This window comes from Providencia sp. wls1916 (genome assembly GCF_009706585.1).
GTDB lineage: Bacteria > Pseudomonadota > Gammaproteobacteria > Enterobacterales > Enterobacteriaceae > Providencia > Providencia lanzhouensis.
This window is the reverse complement of the sequence record NZ_WLUL01000023.1, coordinates 12,513-31,376: the sequence shown is the minus strand read 5'-3', so window position 1 is coordinate 31,376 and position 18,864 is coordinate 12,513. Positions and strand designations below refer to the sequence as shown.

The following is an 18,864-nucleotide window of genomic DNA, read 5'->3' as shown; positions in this document are numbered from 1 at the left end:
ATAGCCTCGTTTAAGAAAATTGACAAATCATACTGGCGAGCCTTTGAGCTAAGCCTTATTTTGTCAATTTTCTACATTAAAATAGATAGACAAAATTCAACCGATGGAGTCATTGATGTCTAGCAATAACCTGATTAAACAATTGCAAGAGCGGGGCCTCGTTGCCCAGGTAACGGATGAGGATGCGTTAGCAGAGAGACTGGCGCAGGGCCCTATCTCTCTCTATTGTGGCTTCGACCCTACCGCCGATAGCTTGCACTTGGGACATCTGGTTCCTTTGCTGTGTTTAAAACGATTCCAACTAGCCGGGCACAAGCCTGTGGCGTTGGTCGGTGGCGCAACGGGCCTTATTGGCGACCCGAGCTTTAAAGCTACTGAACGTAAATTAAACACCACAGAAACCGTTCAAGAGTGGGTAGAAAAAATCCGTAACCAAGTCTCACCATTCCTTAGTTTTGATTGTGGTGATAACAGTGCACGCCTAGCTAACAACTATGATTGGTTTGGCAAAATGGATGTGCTGACATTCTTACGTGATATTGGTAAACATTTCTCCGTTAACCAAATGATCAACCGTGAATCTGTTAAACAGCGTTTAAACCGCGATGATGTAGGTATCTCTTTCACTGAATTCGCCTATAACCTATTACAAGGTTACGATTTTGCGAACATGAATAAAGAAATGGGTGTTGAGTTACAAATTGGTGGTTCAGACCAATGGGGTAACATTACATCAGGTATTGATTTAACTCGTCGTCTGCATCAAAACCAAGTGTTTGGTTTAACTGTTCCACTGATCACCAAAACAGACGGTACCAAGTTTGGTAAAACCGAAGGTGGTGCAGTATGGTTAGATCCGAAGAAAACCAGCCAATATAAATTCTACCAATTCTGGATTAACACAGCAGATGCTGACGTTTATCGTTTCCTGAAATTCTTTACTTTCATGGAATTAAGTGAAATTGACGCATTGGAAGAAGAAGATAAAAATAGCGGTAAAGCGCCTCGTGCACAGTATGTATTAGCAGAAGAAGTAACTAAATTAGTTCACGGTGAAGCGGGTCTCGCGGCTGCAAAACGCATTACTGAAAGTTTGTTCTCTGGCGCAGTATCTGATTTAACTGAAGCTGACTTTGAACAGTTAGCTCAAGACGGTATGCCGTGCATCACCCTAGAAGATGGTGCAGATCTCCAGCAAGCATTAGTTGATTCAGAACTGGTACCTTCTCGTGGTCAAGCAAGAACGGCAATCAGCTCAAATGCAGTATCTGTGAATGGTCAGAAACAAACTGAACCAATGTATGTATTCACTGATGCTGACCGTTTATTTGGTCGTTATACACTTATCCGCCGCGGTAAGAAAAATGACTGCTTAGTTAACTGGAAATAGCTCTGACGAACCTTTGTAATATATAGCCCGGAAATCTCCGGGCTATTCATATTGGCAAATGGCTACTCACTGATTTCTCTTCATTCGACATAACAATTCTCTGGGTTTCCAATGAAAAGCGTATTATCAATTCAATCCCATGTTGTTTTCGGCCATGCAGGAAACAGTGCTGCTGCATTCCCTATGTGCCGTATGGGCGTAGATGTGTGGCCACTTAATACAGTGCAATTCTCCAACCATACTCAGTATCCACAATGGACGGGCTCAGTATTTCCAGCTCAGCATTTGACAGATATTGTCGAAGGATTAGCAAAAATCCATAAACTGGCAATCTGTGATGCCGTGTTAAGTGGTTATATTGGTTCTGCTGAGCAAGGTAATGATATTCTAGCGATTGTCCAAAAAGTCAAAGCGGCGAATCCGCAGGCACTCTATTTTTGTGACCCAGTGATGGGACATCCAGAGAAGGGATGCATCGTTGCACCAGGTGTCGCTGAGTTTCTTTGCCAACAAGCGTTAGCGGCGAGTGATGTGATTGCACCTAACTTATTAGAGTTAGAAACTTTAGCGAATGAAAAAATCACGACGGTAGAGCAAGCGGTTCAAGCGGCACGTCAATTATGTCAGCAAGGCCCTAAAACTGTATTAGTTAAGCATTTAAGCCGTGCTGGCTATCGTGCAGACCGATTTGAAATGATCTTAGTCACTGCGGAACACAGTTGGCATGTTAGTCGCCCATTAGTGGATTTTGGTGAAAAACAGCCTGTGGGAGTCGGCGACTTAACGAGTGGTTTAATGTTGGTCAATATCTTAAAAGGTGAGCCCCTCGATAAAGGCTTAGAGCATGTTGCCGCAGCAGTCTATGAAGTCATGCTGAAAACCAAAGAAATGGGTGAGTATGAACTTCAGTTAGTTGCAGCCCAAGATTTGATGGTTAGCCCCCAACATAAATTCTGCTCTACTCAGTTAGACTGATTGAGCATAGTAGTAACTTATTAAATATAGTAATAAAAAACAGCGCCGAATGGCGCTGTTTTTGTAAATGCATTTCATACAATAGATTACTTTTTCAGTAACCCTTCTGCTTCTAATGCTTCTTGTACTTTTGGACGCTTCGCAATCTTCTCACAATATTCATTCAGATGGCTTAATGCGCTGATATCAACGCCAACTAAACGAGTCCAGTTGGTGACGGTAAACAGATACGCATCAGCAACACAGAAATCACTTTTAGCGACAAAATAAGGCTGATTTTTCAGAATATCATTCACATACTGGAATTTTTTCAGTAAATTTGCGCGAACAACATCTTTATATTCTTCAGGGGTATTTGGCGCAAATAATGGGCCAAAATTCTTATGCAACTCAGTAGAAATGAAGTTTAGTGCTTCTAGCTGATGGTAGCGCTTCATTGAACCAGGCAGGGCAATCAAGTTTCTATTTGGGTTTTGATCTGCAATATATTGGACAATCACAGCGCCTTCAGTTAATTGCTCATCATCATCTAAAACAAGAGTAGGAACTTGACCTTTAGGGTTAATTTCTAAGAAGTTTTCACCCGTTTCTGTGATTTTCTCTTTTAAGTTAACACGAACAATACTGAAATCTAATCCTGCTTCACGCAGAATGATATGAGGAGAAAGTGAGCAGGCACCGGGAGCGTAATACAATTTCATCATAAAACTCCTAAGTCATAGAATGGTCATCGTTATTGTTCTTCCAAGTATACACCAGATTTAAAAAGAGAATTGCCAAAGGATGCGGGATGGCTCTCAATATCTAAAATCACACTAATATATGGCAAGCTTACGATAGACGAGTATTTCTTTGGGGAATTATCTATTTAATTGATAATTCATTAAAATTAAGAATGTTACAGGAGAGGTCTCTGAGAGGGTTCTGTTATAATTTTGTCTCTCATTGAGCTATTCTCTCAATCCTTAGTCACATTTTATGAGCTGTCAAAATGGCATCCATTTTTAACAATCTTAATTACTTAACCAAGCTAGATGCCATCTTAATGGCTCATAAACCGAATAGTAGTAAAGGATTAAAACGCTTTATTCTGGAATTTTGGTTTTTTGGTTTAATTAACGCTCGTTCTTGTCTGTTTGCTGGATTCTTCTTTTTGGCTTTATTCCTAGTGCCAGCGAAAGGGATTCTAGGTATTCCTCGATATGATGTTTTGCTGATTTTCGCAGTCTCTTTTCAAGCATTTTTAGTATGGTCAAAGTTAGAAACGTGGGATGAGCTAAAAGCCATTTGTGTATTCCATTTAGTGGGCTTTATGATGGAGTTATTCAAAACCTCTGCGACAATTGGTTCATGGCAATATCCTGATGAGGCGTATACCAAACTTTGGGGAGTTCCACTGTTTACTGGGTTTATGTATGCGGCAGTTGGTAGCTATATCATCCAATCATGGCGTTTTTTTAATGTCAGAATTGAACATTATCCACCTTATTGGATGGCGACATTAGTGGCTTTAGCCATTTATATTAACTTTTTCAGCCATCACTATATTGATGATTATCGCTGGTACTTAACGGCGTTTATATTTGGTTTGTATGCTCGCAGTGTGGTGTTTTATACCCCATTAGATAAAGAACGTAAAATGCCGCTATTGCTTGCATTTATGCTGATAGGGTTCTTTATTTGGCTGGCGGAAAACTTCGGAACGTTCTTTGGTGTTTGGCAATATCCGAATCAAATCGGAGCATGGTCAATGGTACATGCGGGGAAATGGGGGGCATGGTCGTTACTGGTGATCGTGACTTTCACGATTGTGGTGCATCTCAAACACATAAAAAGTTGTGTATCCATAGCGCGCTAGCCACGAACTTTTTGTTAAAGACGGAGACTATTTCCCCGTCTTTTGAACATTACAAATCTTGTCGCCACGCATCAATGGATAATGGCTCCCCAAAATGGCTTTCAATCAGACGACGCGTCACGTCATGAAGCGGAGCCGCTAAAACTTCCGCTGTATTTCCTCGCTCAACGACTTCGCCTTTATCCATCACGAGCATTTTGTCACTTATATGCTTCATCATGCCTAAATGTTGGGTGACGTAAATATAAGCGATATCTTGCTTAGCTTGTAAATCGAGCATTAAGTTGATTATCTGCGAACGCATCGACATATCTAGCGAGGCAAGTGCTTCATCAGCCACGATAATTTCTGGTTGCAGAATTAACGCGCGGGCGAGGGCGATCCGTTGTTTTTGACCCGATGCTAGCATGTGTGGGTAATATTCTGCGTGATCGGCCAGTAATCCTACTTGGCGTAATGTCTGGATAATGCGTCTTTCCCGCTCAATACCAGTAAGGTTAGTATTCAGTTTTAAGGGCAATTCCAGGGTTTGACCAATACGCTGGCGCGGGTTTAATGAAGTACTTGGATCCTGAAATATCATGCGAATACGTTGGCTTCGGTAGCTATAATCCCCAAAATTTAACCGTTGGCCACGGATCAAAATCTCTCCGCCAGAAGGCTCCGTTACCCCAGACAACATACGAGCAAGCGTGGATTTCCCTGAACCATTAGCGCCGATGATGGCTAAAGTTTGCCCTGCTTGTAGGTTGAAACTCAGCGGCTTGACGGCTTGTAATTCATGGCGACGAAATAACCCTTCACGAAAACGGAACGTTTTTGTCAGGTTACGTACCTCAAGTAACGTTTCCATTAGGGTTGTTCCTCGGTATTCAATGGATAATGACAGGCAACCAGATGCCCCTTAATGCTGCGTAGTGGTGGTGCATCAATACAGGTTCGTTGTGCGTAAGGGCAACGGGGTCCCAAACGGCAGCCAATCGGTAAGTGCTCCAATGAAGGGATAGCTCCTGGGAGTGTATTTAAACGACCTTTATGAGGGATCGGGCTTTCAAAATCAGGAATAGAGCGAATCAGTGCCTGAGTATAAGGATGGCGGGGGCGCTGCAAAATATCATTCGGTGTGGCACTTTCTACAGTCTGACCGCAATACAGGACATTAATTCGGTCAACCAATTTAGACATCATTTCCATATCGTGGCTGATCAGCAAAATTCCCATATTATTGTTTTGATTTAATTTATCTAATAAACGGAAAATTTGTGCCTGCGTGGTGGATTCCATCGCGTTGGTGGGCTCATCCGCAATCAACAAGCGAGGCTGATTGGCAATCGCAATGGCGATCATCACTTTTTGGCATTCACCATCCGTCAGCTCGTACGGATAACTATGCATAATGTCTTTGTGATCTTTGATACCCACACGGTGCAATAATTCAATTGCGCGGCGTTTTCGCCAATTAAAACGCTGCCACCAACGCCCTTTGTATGTCCAGCCTGGGATAGATTGAATCAGCTGTTTTCCTATATCGGCAGCAGGATCAAGACAGGATTGCGGTTCTTGGAAAATCATCGAAATATTATGACCAATCAGGCGACGACGCTTACGTGGACTGAGTTTTAATAGGTCAATGTCTTGGAAGCGAAAACGGTCAGCAGTCACGCGGATATTATCTTTGGTGATCCCACAAATGGCTTTAGCAATTAAGCTTTTACCTGACCCAGATTCACCCACTAAGCCACGAACTTCTCCTTCAGATAAGGTCATGGAGACACGGTCAATGGCTTTGACGGGACCATTAGCTGTCATAAACTCAATAGTTAAATTACGAATATCAAGTAATGGCATTATTCCACCCCCGAATTAATCGCTCGGTGCAGTCCATCACCCAGTAAGTTCACAAATAAGACACTCGACATAATCGCAACGCCGGGCAAAATGACTGTCCACGGTGCCACATAAATCAACTCTAACGTATCGCCTAGCATCGCCCCCCATTCAGATGATGGGAGTTGCGCCCCTAAATCTAAAAAGCCTAATGCCGCAATATCCAAAATTGCAATGGAGAGGGCGCGGGTTAATTCAGTGACCAAAATAGGGGTGATATTTGGCAGTACCGTGTACCACAAAATAAAGATGTTTGATGCGCCATCTAAACGTGCCGCCACGATGTACTCTTTATCTAGCTCATCATGCACGGCAACATAGATAGTACGCACCATACGGGGGATCAGCGCGAGGCAAATCGCAAGCATCGCATTGGTTAAGCTGGCACCCATAAATGCTACCACGATGATCGCCAATAGTAGAGAAGGAATCGATAGCAAGGTATCCAAAACGTGGTTAAAGACAGCGGATTTGAGTCCACGGGTCATACCCGCAAGGCAACCTAACACTAAGCCGATTAGTGTCGCAATCGCAGTGACCAACAAGGCTGAGCCGAATGTGGATTTAGTACCAATTAAGAGACGGCTTAAAATATCACGTCCTAAATCATCCGTACCAAAGAAGAAAGCCACTTCACCATAGTGTGACCATGATGGTGGCGTAATTTGGTAACCTAAAAATTGTTGGTCGATGGCATAAGGTGCTAAATAAGGGCCCGCAAAACAGAGGACGATTAAAAAAATCACCCCAAAAAAGCCGATCATTGCCAGTATGTCGGAGGAGAAAATATTCCACACCACCCGTGTCGGGGATGGCATTTTCTGTTCACGATAAAAATTATCTGAGGACATACCAATCCTTATGTTTTAACGGGTCCATCATTGCGCCTAAAATATCGGATAACACGTTCACGGTGATCACCAATGCGCCAATTAACATCACGCCAGCAGAAATCGCTGAGTAGTCTCCTTGACGGATTGCAGTGACCAACCAGCGACCTAATCCCGGCCAGTTAAATACTAATTCTGTCACCATGGTTAATGTTAGCATCGTGGAGAATTGTAGCCCCAATTTCGGGATAATTGGCGGTATTGCGTTATGAAAAATATGGCGGCGAATAATTTTAAAGCGAGAAAGCCCACGAGTAGCAGCGGCTTTAACATAGTTACTGCTAGCCACTTCATCCGTACTAATACGGACTAAGCGAATGACTTCTGTGGTTGGCGCTAAGGCGAGTGTGAGTACTGGCAGGATCATATGTTCTAACACATTGATAATCATATCTTTACGGTATGGCGAATCCGAAAGCCACGCATCCACAAGGGCAAAGCCTGTTACTGGCTTTAGGTTATAAAGTAGGTCGATTCGCCCAGAAACGGGCAGCCATCCTAAGTGAAGCGAGAAAAATAGGGTTAGTATTAACGCTAAAACGAATACAGGCACGGAAAAGCCCAATAGGGCGAAAGTGCTGATCGCAATATCAACGGGTTTGTTTCGCCAAAATGAGGCAATCATCCCTAGCGGGATCCCGACAAACAACGCAAATAAAAAGGCGAGAATACACAATTCCATGGTGGCAGGGAATGTGTCTTTTAGTTGGTCGGTGATAGGTTCTCCGTTAATGCTAGAGACGCCGAAATCGAAATGCAGTAAGCCATCAAAATAGAAGATATATGCATCAATGAGTGATGCACCGCTAAGAGGCGCATTGGGCGTGAAGTAGCTTAAGCTGAAACTGACCAGTGATAAAAAGAAGACCGTCACCAGCAATAGCAGAAATCGTCTCAGTGAGTAGATGATCATAGTTGCGGCTCCTGCTGCCGAGGTGGTGCTTTTTTCGGCTCCTGCATTTCGCGATAAACGCCAGCAAATGAAGTATTGCCGAACGCGCTGATCACCAATCCTTTCATATCAAAACGATAAGCTTGTAAACGCAGCGAGTAAGCTAATGGCAATATAGGCAGTTCTTCCGCGAGAATTTGTTGTGCTTGATGATAGTAATCAATGCGGTCTGCCAGCTCTTGTGTCAGTAATGCTTTATGCAAAACGTCATCAAATTTAGAATCACACCAATGGCTTAAGTTGGTTTGTGAGCCAATGGCAGCGCAACTGAGCAGTGGGCGGAAGAAACTATCAGGGTCATTACTGTCCGTTGTCCAGCCCGCTAATGTCATGTCATGGGAGCGATCCATTAATTGATTTTCTTGGAAGCGACCTTCCACCGAACGGATACTCATGACGATACCTACTTGGGCTAGGTCTGCTTGAATTAATTCCGCCATTTTCAATGGGCTAGGGTTGTAAGACTGAGAGGAGACAGGGACCCATAATTCCAATTTTAATTTTTCTAACCCCATTTCCTGCAGCATTTGTTTGGCAAGTTCAGGGTTGTAATCGGTTATTTTTGTTTGATTATCAAATGCCCAAGATGCACGAGGGAGAATCGATGATGCCGTCTCTGCGGTACCATAATAAATGGACTGCATGAGTCGCTCATTATTAATGGCATAAGAAATTGCTTGGCGAACCTTGAGTTGGTCGAGAGGCGGCTTGCTTGTATTAAACGCAAGATACGCAATATTCATTCCCGAACGCATGGAAATACGCAGGCGAGGGTCATCACGTAGCACTTTTAACTGACTTGCGGCTGGGTAGGCGAGGACATCGCACTCACCAGTGAGCAGCTTAGAAATGCGTCCTGTACCACCCGCTCCCATATCCACCACCACTTCTTCCATGCGTGGTTCACCTTTCCAGTAATCTTTATTACGCAATAAACGGACAAACTGTCCAGCTTGGTAATCATCAAAATAGAATGGTCCAGTACCTACAGGGCGCCAATCAATCATCTCTTGGCGATTGCTAGCCGAAAGCTCATCCGCATATTCGGCAGATAAAACGGGCGCGTAGTGAGTCGCCAAGTGCCATAAAAATGAGGCATCTGGGGATTTTAATCGAAACTCAACGGTGTAGTTATTCAGTTTTTTAATACTTTCGACGCTGCTCGCAAATTGCAAACTGTCAAAATAGGGGTAGCGCCCGCCATTAATGAAATGGTAAGGATTGCTGGTTTCAAACATGCGGGAAAAACTGAATACCACATCATCTGCATTCATATTACGCGTTGGTGTAAACCAAGGTGTGGTTTGAAACTTAACGTCCTTTCTCAGATGTAGCCGATAGGTCGCACCATTATCTAAAACTTCCCAGCGGGAAGCCAACTCTGGGATCAGGCGATATGTAAAGGGGTCAACATCCAGTAAGCGGTCATACAGTTGTGCGCCTAGGGGATCAATAATTAACCCGCTACTGGCGAGTTGTGGGTTAAATGTGGTGACAATGCCATTGACGCAGTAAATAAAGCCATTTTGGCGAATATCGGCTGGGACATCATTGGCAATGGTGTCTTTGTAGCTTATGTCTGTTTGCTCTGCCAATGTTGAAAGAGAAACAGTAAATAAAAACCAAAGAGTTAAAAGGCGCATAGAGCTAATATCGTTGACCTGAATTGCCTTATTGTAGCGTAAAAATAGGGTAACAGGGTATAAGCAAAATTTGTGGTGATATTTTGTACACAGCGCTGTGGGTAGTGAAGATTTTTAACTGTAAATGAGAATCAATAAGGTTATATCTAATTGTAATGGTTACTATTATTTTTAATTTAATCTTAATGAGAAATAATCGCATTAAAATGCTTTACAAATGATACTAATAACTATTATCATTAACTCAGTCTCTTGAGTGCTTAGCTTTAGCAGACAAGGCATGACATTGCTCACATTGCTTCCAGTGTTTTATTGCTTTCAGTGTTTTAGTTATATAGCCAGCTCGGGTGCTGGCTTTTTTTTGCATAAAAATCAGCTTTCCAAGCTAATATGATGTTTTTTAATTAATCCTCGAAATTGGTCATAGCTCAGTGATAGGCATTGAGCTGCTTTACGCTGATTAAAATTGGCTTGGCGTAGCGCCTCTTCAACATATTGTTTTTCCGATTCTAATTGCCATTGTCGTAAGTCAAAGGGAAAAACGGGTGCTAATTTGGAGTTTTCTGATGATGCTGCGGGTATCTCATGAAGCTCTGCTAGTTTCTCACCAAAGGGATCTAAAATAATCGTATCCACTGGTAAGTCACTTTCCCCATGCCGATAAACTGAACGCTCGACAACATTTTTCAGTTCGCGAATATTACCTGGCCAAGAATAGTGCATCAGTGTCTGCTGGGCGTTGTCAGAAAACCCAGTGAAATAATCACGCTTTAGCTCACGTACCATACCAATGGCAAAGTGCTCAGCCAATAACAGAATGTCAGGAACACGTTCACGTAATGACGGCATGCGAATCACTTCAAAGGCAATTCTATCTAGCAGGTCAGCGCGAAAAAGTCCTTGGCGAGCCAATTCTGGAAGGTTGGCGTTAGTGGCACAGACCAAACGAACATCGACTTTTAATGACTGACTTCCGCCTACACGCTCTAATTCGCCATATTCAATCACACGTAACAGTTTTTCTTGTACAGACATCGGCGCGGTTGCCAGTTCATCAAGGAACAATGTGCCTTTATCTGCACGTTCAAAGCGACCTTGATGGCGTTTCTGGGCCCCGGTAAACGATCCTGCTTCATGTCCAAATAATTCAGAATCCAGCAAGTTCTCATTGAGTCCGCTGCAATTTAAGGAGATAAAAGGCTCTTGCCAGCGGGGAGATAGATAGTGAAGGCGATCCGCGATTAACTCTTTACCTGTTCCTCGTTCGCCAATAACAAGGACAGGTTTATTTAGCTTAGCAAGTTCGGAAGCACGTTCTAGGACATCAAGGAAATTACTCGATACACCAAGAATAGTATTGTTAGTCTCTTTCATGGTTATTTTTACCAAGTTTTGGTTGATTTTACCTATAGTTAACTATAGTACAAATAACCGTCGATAGGTATCGAAATAATATTTTTGTTATTTATTAGTTGGTTATGCCATTCTGAAAAAGTTGGCACGCCAATTGCTATCTTAGAGTTGTAAAAGATTTTGATTGAAATAATTATCGGTTTAATAATTTCAATTTTATATTCATGGAGCATCACGTATTGGTTGGACGCCAACATCGGGTTGAGGCTCTACAGAAAGATAACATCCATCAAGAGGATATAAATTATGGGTATTTTTTCACGTTTTGCCGACATCATTAATGCCAACATTGCTTCACTGCTTGATAAAGCTGAAGATCCGCAGAAAATGATCCGCCTGATGATTCAGGAAATGGAAGACATGTTAGTGGAAATCCGTTCCACCTCAGCACGTACCTTAGCTGAGAAAAAAAGTTTAGAGCGCCGCGTCGAAATGGGCGAAAAACAGATTGCCGAATGGCAAGAAAAAGCGGAACTGGCATTAATCAAAGATAAAGAAGATTTAGCTCGCGCAGCATTGATTGAAAAACAAAAAGTCAGTGCCATGGTCGATACGCTAAAACATGAACTGATTATTGTTGATGAAACGCTGACTCGCTTAAAAGGCGAAATCACGGAATTAGAAAATAAACTGCAAGAAACGCGTGCAAAACAGCAATCAATGACCGTACGTTTAGAAGCGGCACAATCAAGCCGTAATGTTCGTCGCCAGTTAGACAGTGGTAAACTGGATGAAGCAATGGCGCGTTTTGAACAGTTTGAACGTCGCATTGACCATATGGAAGGCGAAGCGCAAAGCTACGGTATTGGTAAACAACGCTCTTTAGAACAGCAATTTGCTGAGTTAAAAGCGGATGATGAAATTAGTGCACAGTTAGCCGCGCTTAAAGCTAAAATCAATAAAGACGAATAATATTCAACACGCAAGGCGCAGTGATTTCATTGCGCCAGTGCGCTAGGCTAAATAACCATAAATAAGGAAATGTGATGGGCTACGTTTTACTGTCTCTCGTATTAATCATTTTTGTCATTTTTGTTCTGCCGATTTGGTTGTGGCTCCATTATAGTAAGAAAAATAATGGGCAGGGAAGTCAGCTTACTGAAAATGAAGTGCAGCGTTTGATGCAATTGGCAGAGCAGTCATCGCGTATGCAGCAGCGCATCAAAACGCTGGAAGATATTTTAGATGCCGAGCACCCAAATTGGAGGCAAAAATAATGACTAATCTACGCAACCGCAAGTTATATCGCTTAACGGATAAACGTGTTTTTGGTGGTGTTTGTTCCGGTCTCGCTGAATATTTAGAGTTACCGGTTGCTTTGGTCAGAGCATTAGCTGTACTTGCCCTGTTTATGAGTTTTGGATTGACCTTGATTGTCTATGTGGTGATGTGTTTCTTTGTGGAAGCTGCGCCAAGCGGTTACCGAAGCGAACAGGATATTGGACCAGAAGTGACAACACTATTAAACCAAATTGATGCTCAGCTACAAGCTGGGGAAATGAAACTGCGCCAAATGGAGCGCTATGTCACTTCGGACACTTATGCCGTGAACAGCAAGTTTCGTCATCTATAACAACTGATTTGCACCATCACATAAATGGGAATAGAGTTTAATGACTGTATTCCCTTTATATTTTTATTGGGAGAGCGAGAACTAGGAGCATTATGAAACGGCTACAAAATGAATTAACTGACTTAATGAACCGTAGCGTTGACCGCCATGTAAGGCTTGCTGTCACTGGATTAAGTCGCAGTGGAAAAACCGCATTCATCACTTCTCTCGTTAACCAACTTCTTAACACCACCACGGGGGCGCGCCTTCCGCTATTTTCAGCGGCGAGAGATAAACGGATCCTAGGGGTAAAACGCATTCCACAGCGCGATATGTCAATTCCGCGTTTCGCTTATGATGAAGGAATTGCATCGCTTTATGGCGACCCGCCGCAATGGCCGACGCCTACCCGTGGAGTGAGCGAAATTCGCTTGAAAATTCATTACCGTTCAAATGATTCGTTTGTTCGCCATTTTGTCGATAACTCCTCCCTGTACTTAGAAATTGTCGATTACCCGGGGGAGTGGCTACTGGACTTACCGATGCTAGATCTGAATTATTTAACATGGTCTAGCCAAATGAAAGTGCTACTTAAAGGTAAGCGTGGGGAGCTCGCGAATGAATGGCTACAACTTTGCCAAAAATGTGATCCATTAGCTCCTGTCGATGAAAATCTCTTAGCTGAAATTTCCAATGCTTACACCGCATATCTGCATGAATGTAAGCAACAAGGACAGCACTTTATTCAACCTGGTAGATTTGTTTTACCTGGAGAGTTAGCTGGAGCGCCTGCATTACAATTCTTTCCATGGCCAAACATCGAAAAATATGGTGAAAAACAGTTAACGCAAGCGGATAAAAACACCAATATCGGCGCATTACAGCGTCGCTATCAATACTACTGTGACCATGTGGTGAAAGGGTTTTATAAGGATCATTTCCAGCGTTTTGACCGACAAATTGTGCTGGTGGATTGTTTGCAGCCTTTAAATAGTGGCGCAGACGCCTTCAATGATATGCGAATGGCGCTAACGCAGTTAATGCGCAGCTTTCATTATGGAAAACGCACATTGCTCAGACGCATGTTTTCTCCATGTATTGATAAGCTACTTTTTGCCGCCAGTAAATCGGATCACGTCACACCCGATCAACATGCAAACTTAGTCTCATTATTGCAGCAGTTAGTCCAAGATGCTTGGCAAAATGCAGCATTTGAAGGGATCAGCATGGACTGTGTAGGGCTGGCGTCTATTCAAGCGACGGAAAGCGGTATTGTGGACTACAAGGGTGAAAAATTACCTGCTTTAAAAGGTGAGCGACTTAGCGATGGGCAACCCTTAACGTTCTACCCAGGGGATGTCCCTAAGCGTTTACCTAATGAACAGTTTTGGCAACAGCAAGGCTTTCAATTTGAAAATTTCCGCCCTCGGCCAACACCGTTAGATCAACCGTTGCCACATATTCGCATGGACAGTGCTTTGGAATTTTTGTTAGGAGATAAACTGAAATGAGTGAACCTCTAAAACAGCGCGTAGACTTTGCCGCTAAAGCCGATAAGCCAGCCATGGAGCCATTAAAACAAGCGCAAACCTTTGATGAGAAAGCGTTTGAAAAATTTGTGCCGGTTGATATACAAGAAGAACAAGATAGCCAAGATGGCGAAGTTGAAAGTCTTATCAACGAGGCCTTAAAACCTAAACGCAGTTTCTGGCGCAAGCTAGTTGGTGCTGCCGCAGGCATTTTTGGGGTGAGCGTTGTCGCTCAATTAGGGCTTTGGATCCATCAATCATGGATAACCCAAGACTGGACAGCGTTAGGCACCGCAGCAGCGGGGGGGTTAATTGTGGTCGCTGGTGTGGGTTCAGTCATCGGCGAATGGCGTCGCTTGTATCGGCTCAGAGAACGTGCAGAGGAGCGTGATTTTGCACGTGAATTGCTTCATAGCCACGGCATGGGGCAGGGTAAAGCATTCTGTGAAAAGCTCGCCAAACAATCTGCATTACCGATGCAACATCCTGCGATACAAAGCTGGCAAGCCACGGTTCATGATTCGCATAATGACCGCGAGGTTATTGAACTGTATAGTAAATTAGTTCAACCGATCCTGGATGAGCAAGCGCGTAAAGAGATCAGCCGTTCATCAGCAGAATCTGCCTTGATGATAGCGGTCAGCCCATTGGCGATTGTTGACATGGCATTTATCGCGTGGCGCAACATTCGTTTAATCAACCGCATTGCAGCCATTTATGGCATCGAACTGGGCTACTATAGTCGGATCCGCTTATTCCGTATGGTGCTGATTAATATTGCATTTGCTGGCGCTTCTGAACTTATTCGTGAAGTCGGGATGGATTGGTTATCTCAGGATATTACCGCACGGTTGTCGACACGCGCGGCACAAGGAATCGGCGCTGGGCTTCTGACCGCTCGATTAGGCATTAAGGCGATGGAGCTATGCCGTCCATTACCTTGGATAGAAGACAAACCGAAATTGGGTGATTTTCGCCGTCAATTAATTGGCCAGCTGAAAAATGCCATTCCCTCAAAAAAAGAAAATCCATAAGCTGTAAATTTGACTGGCAGGATGAGTTGACAGTTTTAATCATTCTGCCAGTCATGTCTAAAAGGGTAATACCCTGTCGAATTAATCAACAATCCTCATATTAAAGAAAGAAATGCTGCTGATATTTATTAGAAACTAGACGAGTGTCAACAATATGTGACACGGCTCTGTATTACTGTCCTGTTTAACGCTAAAATATGAGTAATTATGTTCTCTACAAAAGGTTTCATCATGCGCCTCGAAGTGACCTGCCAAGACCGTATCGGTTTAACGCGTGAATTACTTGATCTTTTAGTTCTACAAAACATTGACTTAAAAGGCATTGAAATTTCAGCTCAACGTCGAATTTACCTGAACTTTGCACCTGTAGACTTTCAGGTTTTCAGTACGCTAATGGCAGAGATCCGCCGCATAAACGGGGTAATTGATGTTCGTCGTATCTACTTTATGCCATCCGAACGTGAGCATAAAGCAGTGTGGGCTTTACTGAATTCGTTCCCTGAGCCAGTTTTATCCATTGATAATAAACTGAATATTGAGCTGGTTAACCCAATGAGCTTGCAACTTTTTGGGGTTGATGAAACTAAAATCAAACAGAAATCCTTCTCCCAGTTAATCCCTAACCATGGTTTACACCGCTGGTTTGAACGTGAGTCACCAGAACCTTACACCGAACGCATTTCGGTCAAAGGCAGCGATTATTTAATGCAGGTCACACCAATTATTCTCGCCGATGAAGATGGGAAATCTCACTGTACAGGTGCGGTGATCTTACTCAAATCCGTGGCAATTCTTGAAAATCAACGTAAGCAAGTGGCTGAAGTTGATATTGAAAACCGTGGATTTAGCCAGATTGTGGCGGTCAGTCCTGCGATGATCCAAGTCGTTGAGCGAGCTAAACGTGTTGCTATGCTGGATGAACCGTTGCTGCTTGTCGGGGAAACTGGAACGGGTAAAGACATTCTGGCAAAAGCCTGCCATTTACACAGTGCTCGTGGTAATGCGCCATTTTTAGGATTGAACTGCGCTTCAATGCCTGATGATGTCGTTGAAAGTGAGTTATTTGGTTATGCAGCAGGGGCTTATCCAAATGCGGTTGAAGGGAAAAAAGGCTTTTTTGAGCAAGCTAATGGCGGTACCGTTTTGCTGGATGAAATTGCTGAAATGTCCCCTCAAATGCAAATTAAACTATTACGTTTTCTGAACGATGGAACTTTCAGGCGTGTTGGCGAAGAACATGAGGTCAAAGTCAATGTACGCGTGATTTGTGCGACACAGAAGAATCTACCTGAGCTAGTGGAACAGAAAAAATTCCGTGAAGATCTCTATTACCGTTTGAATGTTATAACTCTCACGATCCCACCATTAAGAGAACGAAGCGAAGATATTAAACCGCTCACGAAAGTCTTTGTGTCTAATTTTGCCAAAGAATTGAACATTGATGAGCCAAAAATTTCACCGGCATTAATTGAATCACTCAATTCTTATTATTGGCCGGGTAATGTTAGACAATTACGCAATGCGTTATATCAGGGGCTGTCGCAATTTAGTGGCAATATTCTGGATGTTGATGATATTCAACTTCCTGATGCAGTTAACGCACCTGCGATTGCTTTAGATACATTAAATGGGTCACTGGATGAAATAACCAAACGCTATGAAGCCTCGGTGTTGGCGAGATTATATCGTGATTATCCGAGTACGCGTAAATTGGCTAAACGTTTAGATATTTCTCATACCGCTATTGCGAACAAATTGCGAGAATACGGGCTCAGTGCCAAGAAAGAGCAAGATTAACATGATGAAAAAGCTGTTTAAATTGGGTCTACTTAGCGTATTAATGAGTGTGAGTATTAGTGCTGTTGCACAAGAAAAGCCGAATAATAAGTTGATTGATAAACTCTGTAAAAATGCAGAGCAATCCATGGAAGATGTGTATGAAAATGGCGCATTAACTCAGTGTCATTTCCCTAATAGCTCGCTACTAAGTGCTTATCAAGAATATCGTAATCTGCTTGGTGATGATAAAAAGTTTTTAGAAGCTAAGTTAGAACCAAACAAAAACAAAGAAGTGATTTGCTCGGATGATAACTGTCCGTCTATTATTTATCGATGGAGTGGGGACAAAAAACTAGAAATTGAGCAAAGTTTTCCAGGGGGAGAAACGTACCTCCAATTTATTCAAAATAATAAAGGCACTTCGCTCGAAATAAGATATTTTCCTGACTAACGCCCATTCAGTTAGTTCCAATGAAACATGCCAGATAAATAAGCTCACTCATTCAAAATCAGTTAAAAGAATGGAGTGAGCTTACTCGATTAAACTAAATTTACATATTTTTCATCGTAAAACGACGTCCTGATCATTGCGGATTGGTTGTTTTTTCTGCTATAAAAATGGTGAGCAAAGCTTCAATTTTTAAATTAACGATAAAAAAATGCTTAAGTTGTGCATTGATTATTAATATTAGCAACGCGGGTTTTATACCTTTAAGGAGTTGCAATGGAACAATTTACGATTAATTTTATTGTCAATTTCAAGCTACGTGAATATATGTCTAAATGTCACTACCAAGGTGATATGTTTGAATCCGCAAATACTGCCGCAGAACTTTATTTAATGAACAAGGCAGCTGCGAATTATTTAGCGAAAAAAAATCGTTTTACGTGGGATGTATTAGTCAAAAATGGCGTTAAACCAAGGGATTTGATTATTGATATTCTCACGTCTTGTTGCCCTGTGACCCAAGAGCAGGCTCAACGGATATTAAGCACGTTGTCGCATTCGTTAGTGAGTATGATGAAAGGAAATATGATTTTTACAAATGTGGTCAATGCGAAAAATCATAAACCACTATTTTGGGCTTATGTTGATTAAAAGCATGATTGATAACCCCTCACCCCCTATCAAATGAAGCCACAATCACCGAAAGCATCGGTGATTGTGGTTCTTCATAATATACGATTATTTCAGGCTATTTAGCGCATTGTCATAATCAGGTTCTTCAGTAATTTCAGGCACTAATTGGCTGTAAATCACTTTGTCATTCTCATCTAATACAACGACGGAACGAGCCGTTAAACCTTTTAATGGACCGGTGGTCATTTCAACGCCGTAATCTTGGGCAAAATCACTACGGAATGAAGATAATGTCACCACATTGTCTAAGCCTTCTGCACCACAAAAACGAGCTTGAGCAAAAGGTAAGTCAGCAGAGATACATAACACAACAGTGTTGTCTAAACCGTTGGCTAATTGATTGAATTTACGCACAGAAGCGGCGCAAACACCGGTATCTACGCTAGGGAAAATATTCAGAACTTTGCGTTTGCCTTGGAATGTTTCTAAGGTTGCTTCACTTAAATCTTTAGCAACTAAAGTGAAAGGTTTAGCTTGTGAGCCAGCTTGTAAAAAAGTACCTGCAAGTGAAATGCTATTGCCTTTGAGTTTTACTGTCTGTGACATGTGTTTTTCTCCCGTTTATAGGTTGAGTTACAGAAGATGAAAATATTAAATGATTTTTAAAATCAAATTATTACCAGTTTCACATTCTGAGATTTCTGTTTTTAAATCCTATTATTGATCGAATTGCATTGTTGCCTTCTCGGCATGATAAGTAAGAAGGTTACGCTGCATTATACAAGTAATAAGCCCTATTAAGAGTTTATGTTTTTTATTATGTATCATCCTAAAATACCATATTCAACACGATAAAAAGAGCGCTTTGTGCCGTGTTTTAC

General features: G+C 42.4%; 19 protein-coding genes. 11 read left to right on the top strand and 8 right to left on the bottom strand.

All coding sequences use genetic code 11. The annotated features are described in order from the left end of the window. Positions 1-115: 115 nt before the first annotated feature. Positions 116-1,390, top strand: a complete 1,275-nt coding sequence (tyrS, locus tag GKR61_RS16405) for a tyrosine--tRNA ligase (protein ID WP_036953505.1) — start codon at positions 116-118, stop codon at positions 1,388-1,390. Positions 1,391-1,501: 111 nt separating this feature from the next. Continuing rightward, positions 1,502-2,365: a pyridoxal kinase PdxY gene (gene pdxY, locus GKR61_RS16400; protein ID WP_154599988.1), complete on the top strand. Its 864-nt coding sequence runs from the start codon at positions 1,502-1,504 to the stop codon at positions 2,363-2,365. Between the two features lie 86 nt (positions 2,366-2,451). Here pdxY and gstA read toward each other — a convergent pair whose 3' ends face one another. Continuing rightward, complete coding sequence (gene gstA, locus GKR61_RS16395; RefSeq protein WP_036953499.1) at positions 2,452-3,066, bottom strand: glutathione transferase GstA; 615 nt, start codon at positions 3,064-3,066, stop codon at positions 2,452-2,454. A gap of 290 nt (positions 3,067-3,356) precedes the next feature. Between gstA and GKR61_RS16390 the strand changes: the two genes are divergently transcribed. After that, positions 3,357-4,223, top strand: coding sequence for a DUF817 domain-containing protein (locus GKR61_RS16390; protein WP_036953496.1), 867 nt, complete (start codon positions 3,357-3,359; stop codon positions 4,221-4,223). A gap of 49 nt (positions 4,224-4,272) precedes the next feature. Here GKR61_RS16390 and sapF read toward each other — a convergent pair whose 3' ends face one another. The 6 genes from sapF to pspF all read right to left on the bottom strand — a co-directional run bounded on the left by sapF (position 4,273) and on the right by pspF (position 10,969). After that, positions 4,273-5,076, bottom strand: coding sequence for a putrescine export ABC transporter ATP-binding protein SapF (gene sapF, locus GKR61_RS16385; protein ID WP_036953493.1), 804 nt, complete (start codon positions 5,074-5,076; stop codon positions 4,273-4,275). Further along, the gene (sapD, locus tag GKR61_RS16380; protein ID WP_154639907.1) at positions 5,076-6,071 is read right to left on the bottom strand and encodes a putrescine export ABC transporter ATP-binding protein SapD; all 996 of its coding nucleotides are present in this window, start codon (positions 6,069-6,071) and stop codon (positions 5,076-5,078) included. The genes sapF and sapD overlap by 1 nt, the downstream gene beginning before the upstream one ends. Then, complete coding sequence (sapC, locus tag GKR61_RS16375; RefSeq protein WP_108479008.1) at positions 6,071-6,961, bottom strand: putrescine export ABC transporter permease SapC; 891 nt, start codon at positions 6,959-6,961, stop codon at positions 6,071-6,073. The genes sapD and sapC overlap by 1 nt, the downstream gene beginning before the upstream one ends. Continuing rightward, positions 6,948-7,913 carry a putrescine export ABC transporter permease SapB gene (gene sapB / locus GKR61_RS16370; protein WP_036953485.1) on the bottom strand — a complete coding sequence of 322 codons (966 nt, stop codon included), beginning with the start codon at positions 7,911-7,913 and terminating at the stop codon, positions 6,948-6,950. The genes sapC and sapB overlap by 14 nt, the downstream gene beginning before the upstream one ends. Continuing rightward, the gene (gene sapA / locus GKR61_RS16365; RefSeq protein WP_036953483.1) at positions 7,910-9,595 is read right to left on the bottom strand and encodes an ABC transporter substrate-binding protein SapA; all 1,686 of its coding nucleotides are present in this window, start codon (positions 9,593-9,595) and stop codon (positions 7,910-7,912) included. The genes sapB and sapA overlap by 4 nt, the downstream gene beginning before the upstream one ends. Before the next feature lie 372 nt (positions 9,596-9,967). Continuing rightward, the gene (pspF, locus tag GKR61_RS16360; RefSeq protein ID WP_154599987.1) at positions 9,968-10,969 is read right to left on the bottom strand and encodes a phage shock protein operon transcriptional activator; all 1,002 of its coding nucleotides are present in this window, start codon (positions 10,967-10,969) and stop codon (positions 9,968-9,970) included. 285 nt (positions 10,970-11,254) lie between these two features. Here pspF and pspA point away from each other — a divergent pair, with 285 nt between their 5' ends. The 8 genes from pspA (at position 11,255) to GKR61_RS16320 (ending at position 18,001) form a co-directional block, all read left to right on the top strand. Then, complete coding sequence (pspA, locus tag GKR61_RS16355; protein WP_006660058.1) at positions 11,255-11,920, top strand: phage shock protein PspA; 666 nt, start codon at positions 11,255-11,257, stop codon at positions 11,918-11,920. 74 nt (positions 11,921-11,994) lie between these two features. Beyond that, positions 11,995-12,225, top strand: a complete 231-nt coding sequence (gene pspB / locus GKR61_RS16350) for an envelope stress response membrane protein PspB (protein WP_036953478.1) — start codon at positions 11,995-11,997, stop codon at positions 12,223-12,225. Next, the gene (pspC, locus tag GKR61_RS16345) at positions 12,225-12,581 is read left to right on the top strand and encodes an envelope stress response membrane protein PspC (RefSeq protein WP_036953477.1); all 357 of its coding nucleotides are present in this window, start codon (positions 12,225-12,227) and stop codon (positions 12,579-12,581) included. The genes pspB and pspC overlap by 1 nt, the downstream gene beginning before the upstream one ends. A gap of 92 nt (positions 12,582-12,673) precedes the next feature. Then, complete coding sequence (locus GKR61_RS16340; RefSeq protein WP_036953475.1) at positions 12,674-14,071, top strand: YcjX family protein; 1,398 nt, start codon at positions 12,674-12,676, stop codon at positions 14,069-14,071. Then, on the top strand, positions 14,068-15,123 hold the full coding sequence (locus GKR61_RS16335; RefSeq protein WP_036953473.1) for a YcjF family protein: 1,056 nt from the start codon (positions 14,068-14,070) through the stop codon (positions 15,121-15,123). The genes GKR61_RS16340 and GKR61_RS16335 overlap by 4 nt, the downstream gene beginning before the upstream one ends. Positions 15,124-15,354: 231 nt before the next feature. Further along, positions 15,355-16,920 carry a transcriptional regulator TyrR gene (gene tyrR / locus GKR61_RS16330; protein WP_036953551.1) on the top strand — a complete coding sequence of 522 codons (1,566 nt, stop codon included), beginning with the start codon at positions 15,355-15,357 and terminating at the stop codon, positions 16,918-16,920. 1 nt (position 16,921) lies between these two features. Continuing rightward, entirely contained in the window at positions 16,922-17,353 is a 432-nt protein-coding gene (locus GKR61_RS16325) for a hypothetical protein (RefSeq protein ID WP_230083173.1), read from the top strand. Positions 17,354-17,626: 273 nt separating this feature from the next. Continuing rightward, entirely contained in the window at positions 17,627-18,001 is a 375-nt protein-coding gene (locus GKR61_RS16320; RefSeq protein ID WP_036953471.1) for a hypothetical protein, read from the top strand. A gap of 87 nt (positions 18,002-18,088) precedes the next feature. Here GKR61_RS16320 and tpx read toward each other — a convergent pair whose 3' ends face one another. After that, complete coding sequence (gene tpx / locus GKR61_RS16315; RefSeq protein ID WP_036953469.1) at positions 18,089-18,589, bottom strand: thiol peroxidase; 501 nt, start codon at positions 18,587-18,589, stop codon at positions 18,089-18,091. Positions 18,590-18,864: the final 275 nt, after the last annotated feature.

What these genes read in the sequence shown, in the direction of transcription:
- tpx (WP_036953469.1), bottom strand. Translation starts at nt 18,589, where the DNA reads ATGTCACAGACAGTAAAACTCAAAGGCAATAGCATTTCACTTGCAGGT.
- sapD (WP_154639907.1), bottom strand. Translation starts at nt 6,071, where the DNA reads ATGCCATTACTTGATATTCGTAATTTAACTATTGAGTTTATGACAGCT.
- sapC (WP_108479008.1), bottom strand. Translation starts at nt 6,961, where the DNA reads ATGTCCTCAGATAATTTTTATCGTGAACAGAAAATGCCATCCCCGACA.
- sapA (WP_036953483.1), bottom strand. Translation starts at nt 9,595, where the DNA reads ATGCGCCTTTTAACTCTTTGGTTTTTATTTACTGTTTCTCTTTCAACA.
- gstA (WP_036953499.1), bottom strand. Translation starts at nt 3,066, where the DNA reads ATGAAATTGTATTACGCTCCCGGTGCCTGCTCACTTTCTCCTCATATC.
- pspB (WP_036953478.1), top strand. Translation starts at nt 11,995, where the DNA reads ATGGGCTACGTTTTACTGTCTCTCGTATTAATCATTTTTGTCATTTTT.
- tyrS (WP_036953505.1), top strand. Translation starts at nt 116, where the DNA reads ATGTCTAGCAATAACCTGATTAAACAATTGCAAGAGCGGGGCCTCGTT.
- pspC (WP_036953477.1), top strand. Translation starts at nt 12,225, where the DNA reads ATGACTAATCTACGCAACCGCAAGTTATATCGCTTAACGGATAAACGT.
- sapF (WP_036953493.1), bottom strand. Translation starts at nt 5,076, where the DNA reads ATGGAAACGTTACTTGAGGTACGTAACCTGACAAAAACGTTCCGTTTT.
- pdxY (WP_154599988.1), top strand. Translation starts at nt 1,502, where the DNA reads ATGAAAAGCGTATTATCAATTCAATCCCATGTTGTTTTCGGCCATGCA.
- pspF (WP_154599987.1), bottom strand. Translation starts at nt 10,969, where the DNA reads ATGAAAGAGACTAACAATACTATTCTTGGTGTATCGAGTAATTTCCTT.
- GKR61_RS16335 (WP_036953473.1), top strand. Translation starts at nt 14,068, where the DNA reads ATGAGTGAACCTCTAAAACAGCGCGTAGACTTTGCCGCTAAAGCCGAT.
- GKR61_RS16320 (WP_036953471.1), top strand. Translation starts at nt 17,627, where the DNA reads ATGGAACAATTTACGATTAATTTTATTGTCAATTTCAAGCTACGTGAA.
- tyrR (WP_036953551.1), top strand. Translation starts at nt 15,355, where the DNA reads ATGCGCCTCGAAGTGACCTGCCAAGACCGTATCGGTTTAACGCGTGAA.
- pspA (WP_006660058.1), top strand. Translation starts at nt 11,255, where the DNA reads ATGGGTATTTTTTCACGTTTTGCCGACATCATTAATGCCAACATTGCT.
- GKR61_RS16340 (WP_036953475.1), top strand. Translation starts at nt 12,674, where the DNA reads ATGAAACGGCTACAAAATGAATTAACTGACTTAATGAACCGTAGCGTT.
- GKR61_RS16390 (WP_036953496.1), top strand. Translation starts at nt 3,357, where the DNA reads ATGGCATCCATTTTTAACAATCTTAATTACTTAACCAAGCTAGATGCC.
- GKR61_RS16325 (WP_230083173.1), top strand. Translation starts at nt 16,922, where the DNA reads ATGATGAAAAAGCTGTTTAAATTGGGTCTACTTAGCGTATTAATGAGT.
- sapB (WP_036953485.1), bottom strand. Translation starts at nt 7,913, where the DNA reads ATGATCATCTACTCACTGAGACGATTTCTGCTATTGCTGGTGACGGTC.